The sequence below is a fragment of the Teichococcus aerofrigidensis genome (genome assembly GCF_054073225.1).
In genome coordinates, this window is record NZ_JBSXMU010000184.1 from 1 (window position 1) to 4,084 (window position 4,084).

Sequence of the window (4,084 nt, forward strand, 5' to 3'; positions counted from 1 at the left end):
GCGTGCCGCTGGTGCCGGACGAGTGCCGGCGGGGCCCGGGCCTGCGCCGGGATGCCGCGCAGCACCCCCGCCAGGCCATAGGCGGCGCCGACCGCCTGCAGGCCGGGCAGGCTTTCGGCCGGGGCGCCGAGCGCCCGCCCGGCCGCCACCGCGAAGCCGCCGGCGGTGCCGCGCAGATAGGCGAACAGCGCGCCCCGGCTCGGCATCTCCTCCTCCGTCTCCGCCTCCCGCGCATCGATCATGCCGTTGAGATCGGCGGCGTCGAGCCGGCCGGCGCGGATCGCCCCGGCCAGCGGCGCGGCCACCTCGTGGCGGCGCGCGGGCCGCCCCTCGACCGCCTCGGCCACCGCGTCGCGCCACCACTGCAGGCGGATCAGCGCCGTCATGGGGTTGCTGGTCGCGAGCCGGGCGCGGGCCAGCTCATGGTTGAAGGCGGTCAGCAGGAACAGCTCCTCCCGCCGCGCGGCGGGCGCGAAGAGCGCGCAGAGAAACCGGTCCGGATCGTGCTGGCGGGCCAGTGCCGCCAGCGTGGAGAGGCCGTCCGGAGAGGCGGCGGCAGGGATGGGGGGCGGGGCAGGTTCGGCCATGCGGGGGTTATGGACACGGAAGCGGGCCGCACAAGGGCGATGGCGGCCGGCGCGCGGTGTTCATGGAACCGGCATTGTAACGGCGGCCCGGTTGACGCACAGGGGGGGCACGCCTAGCTCTGACGGGCCGCGGCGCCGGAACCCCGGCGCCCCGGGAATCGTCCACTCGGTTCCTGTCATTCATCGGGAGTTCAGCCACCATGGCCTTCAGCCTTCCGCCGCTTCCCTACGACGCCTCCGCCCTCGCCGGCTCCGGCATGTGCCAGGAGACGCTGGAGCTGCACCACGGCAAGCACCACCAGGCCTATGTCACCGCGCTGAACGGCCTGGTGGAGAGCAAGGGCCTGGCCGGCAAGTCGCTGGAGCAGATCGTCGCCGAGGCCGGCAAGGCCGGCGCCGAGGGCCTGCCGGTGCTGAACCAGGCCGGCCAGCACTGGAACCACATCCTGTTCTGGCAGGTGATGAAGCCGAATGGCGGCGGGGACAGCCTGCCGGGCAAGATCGGCGCCAAGATCGACGAGGATTTCGGTGGCCTCGCCCAGTTCAAGGAGGCCTTCAAGCAGGCCGGCGTGACGCAGTTCGGCTCCGGCTGGGCCTGGCTGATCGTCGATGGCTCGGGCAAGCTCAAGGTCACCAAGACGCCGAACGGCGCCAACCCGCTCTCCACCGGCGAGGGCACGCCGATCCTCGGCGCCGATGTGTGGGAGCACGCCTACTACCTGGACTTCCGCAACGTCCGCCCCGGCTACCTGGACAACTTCCTGAACAAGCTGGTGAACTGGGAGAAGGTCGAGGAGCTGCTGCTGAATGGCGGCCTGAAGTCCGGCCAGAGCGCCTGAGCCGGGCGCGTCCGGTACACTGACGACGAAAGGGCGCCGGGGTATCCCCCCGGCGCCCTTCTCGCTTTCGCCCGCTGGAGCGGTTACTTGCTGTCGTTCGCCGCCGCCGGGGCCCGCACCAGGCTGGCGATGGTGCTGCGCACCACGTTCACCCGCACGTTCGGCGCCAGCTCGACCTCGACCTCGTCCGAACCGTCCTTCACCCGGGTCACGCTGCCGATCAGGCCGCCCCCGGTGATGATACGGTCGCCGCGCTTGAGCGCCGTCAGCATGGTGCGGTGCTCCTTGGCCCGCTTCTGCTGGGGGCGGATCAGCAGGAAGTAGAAGACGACGAAGATCAGGATCAGCGGTGCGAGCTGCATGACGATGCCGGCGGCGCCGGCGGCCGCGGCATCCTGGGCATAGGCGGGGGAGATGAGCATCGAAGGGGGCTTCCGTCTTGCCGTGTGTGGCGCGCGAAACTAGCCTCGCTGGGCCGCCCGTCAACCTGTCCGTCCTGTAACGCGGCCCGCCGCCCGGAGCCTTCGCTTGTCCAGCCTCGACGACACCGCCCTGCTGCCCGCCCTGACCCGCATCGCCGAGGCGCTGGAGCGCCTGGCCCCGCCGCCCGCCGCCGCGCCGGACCTCTCCGCCGCCGATGCCTTCGTCTGGCACCCGGCGCAGGAGGGCCGCCCGGCCCGGCTGGCGCCCGTCCCGCGCGTCGCGGCGGTGGAGATCGGGCTGCTGCAGGGGGTGGAGCGGCAGAAATCCCTGCTGCTGGAGAACACCCGGCGCTTCGCGCGCGGCCTGCCGGCCAACAATGCCATGCTCTGGGGCGCGCGCGGCATGGGCAAGTCCTCCCTGGTCAAGGCCGCGCATGCCGCCGCCAACGCGGAGGGCGGCGGGGGACGGTCCGGGGCGCTGGCGCTGATCGAGATCCAGCGCGAGGACATCCGCACCCTGCCCGAATTGCTGAACCTGCTGCGCCAGAGCCCCCGCCGCTGCCTGGTCTTCTGCGACGACCTCTCCTTCGAGCGCGAGGACCAGGACTACAAGGCGCTGAAGTCGGTGCTGGATGGCGGCATCGAGGGCCGTCCGGCGAACGTGCTGTTCTATGCCACCAGCAACCGCCGCCACCTGATGCCGCGCGACATGATCGAGAACGAGCGCAGCACCGCCATCAATCCCGGCGAGGCTGTGGAGGAGAAGGTCTCGCTCTCCGATCGCTTCGGCCTCTGGATCGGCTTTCACAACGCCGACCAGCAGACGTTCTTCGCCATGGTGGAGGGCTATGCCGCCGCGCTCGGCCTGGAGATCGCGCCGGAGGATCTGCGCCGCGCGGCGGTCGAATGGTCGGTGACGCGCGGCGGCCGCTCGGGCCGCGTCGCCTGGCAGTTCATCCTGGACCTGGCCGGCCGGCTCGGCGTCGCCATCCCGGCGTGACGGCACCGGACCTCGAAGGCGCCCGGGGCGCGTCGCGGAAGGGGCGGGCCTTCCTCAACCCCGACGGCTCCGTGGCCGGGCAGAGCTTCCGCGCCCTCTGGCGGCTGATGCGCGAGGCCCGCGCGCCGCGCTGGGCGCGCCCCGCGCCCGGCCCGGCCTTCGCGCCGCCGGAGCCGCCGCCGCCCGGCCATGCGGCGGTGACCTTCCTCGGCCATGCCAGCTTCCTGATCCGCCTGCATGGCGGACCGACGCTGATCACCGACCCGATCTGGAGCGAGCGTTGCAGCCCGCTGCCCTTCCTCGGGCCGAAGCGGGTGCGGCCGCCCGGCCTCGCCTTCGAGGCACTCCCGCGCATCGATGCCGTCCTGCTCAGCCACAACCACTACGACCATTGCGACATCCCGACGCTGAAGCGCCTGCAGCGCCGCGACACGCCGCGCATCCTGACCGGGCTCGGCAATGCCGGGCTCCTGCGCCGGCACGGCCTGCGCGACGTGGTGGAGCTGGACTGGTGGCAGGCGGCGCCCCTGCCCGGCGGCGTCGGCGCGCGCTTCACCCCGGCCCGGCACTTCGCCGCGCGCGGGCTGCACGACCGGGCCCGGACGCTCTGGGGCGGCTTCGCCCTGGAGACGGCAGCCGGCGGCCGGCTCTACTTCATGGGCGATTCCGGCTGGGGCGCGCATTTCGCCGAGATCGGCCGCCGCCTCGGCCCCTTCGACCTCGCCCTGATCCCGATCGGCGCCTACGAGCCGCGCTGGTTCATGGACGTCGTGCATATCGACCCGGAGGAGGCGGTGCGGGCCTTCCGCGACCTCCGCGCCCGGCGGGCGCTGGCGATGCATTTCGGCACCTTCCAGCTGACGCGGGAGCCGATCGACGAACCCGAGCGGCGGCTGGCCGCGGCGCGCGCCGCGATGGGAATCCCCGAGAGCGCCTTCCGCGCGCCCGGCTGCGGCGAGACGGTGCTGGTGCCGCTCGCGCTGGCCTGAGGCGGGGCGGCTCAGCGCGGGCAGAAGGCCGGCCGCGGCGTGGGCAGGAAGCCGCAGCCGCGCGCGATCTCATCCTCGATCATGGCGCAGGGATTGGAGTCGTGGCAGGGCGGGCGCGTGGCGGGCGAGACCTGGATGCAGCGCCGCACCAGCTCCCGGGCGGCGGCGGCCCCGCGCTCGGCGCGGCAGGCTCCCACCGGCGGCGCCGGCGCGGCCTCGAGCGCGGCGATGCGGTCGCGATAGGCCC

At 73.4% G+C, this 4,084-nt stretch carries 6 protein-coding genes; 3 read left to right on the forward strand and 3 right to left on the reverse strand.

The features are described 5' to 3' along the window. Window positions 1-587 (reverse strand): squalene/phytoene synthase family protein (locus tag ACVMLK_RS19970; RefSeq protein WP_457487410.1); only part of this gene is annotated, 587 nt, incomplete at its 3' end. A gap of 200 nt (window positions 588-787) precedes the next feature. Here ACVMLK_RS19970 and ACVMLK_RS19975 point away from each other — a divergent pair. After that, window positions 788-1,426 (forward strand): superoxide dismutase, encoded by a 639-nt coding sequence (locus ACVMLK_RS19975; RefSeq protein ID WP_198364724.1) that lies wholly within the window; start codon window positions 788-790, stop codon window positions 1,424-1,426. Window positions 1,427-1,509: 83 nt separating this feature from the next. Here the strand turns inward: ACVMLK_RS19975 and yajC are convergent, their stop codons facing one another. Then, a complete protein-coding gene (yajC, locus tag ACVMLK_RS19980) occupies window positions 1,510-1,848 on the reverse strand; it encodes a preprotein translocase subunit YajC (RefSeq protein ID WP_198364723.1) in 339 nt (112 codons plus the stop codon). Between the two features lie 106 nt (window positions 1,849-1,954). Between yajC and ACVMLK_RS19985 the strand changes: the two genes are divergently transcribed. Continuing rightward, window positions 1,955-2,848: an ATP-binding protein gene (locus tag ACVMLK_RS19985; RefSeq protein WP_198364722.1), complete on the forward strand. Its 894-nt coding sequence runs from the start codon at window positions 1,955-1,957 to the stop codon at window positions 2,846-2,848. Then, entirely contained in the window at window positions 2,845-3,837 is a 993-nt protein-coding gene (locus tag ACVMLK_RS19990; RefSeq protein WP_457487411.1) for an MBL fold metallo-hydrolase, read from the forward strand. The genes ACVMLK_RS19985 and ACVMLK_RS19990 overlap by 4 nt, the downstream gene beginning before the upstream one ends. A gap of 11 nt (window positions 3,838-3,848) precedes the next feature. On the opposite strand, the gene ACVMLK_RS19995 is transcribed toward ACVMLK_RS19990, so the two are convergent. Then, on the reverse strand, window positions 3,849-4,084 hold a 236-nt coding region (locus tag ACVMLK_RS19995; protein ID WP_457487412.1), incomplete at its 5' end, for a hypothetical protein.

Excerpts from the sequence above, each read along its gene's own strand:
- ACVMLK_RS19975 (WP_198364724.1), top strand. The coding sequence starts at position 788 with ATGGCCTTCAGCCTTCCGCCGCTTCCCTACGACGCCTCCGCCCTCGCC.
- yajC (WP_198364723.1), bottom strand. The coding sequence starts at position 1,848 with ATGCTCATCTCCCCCGCCTATGCCCAGGATGCCGCGGCCGCCGGCGCC.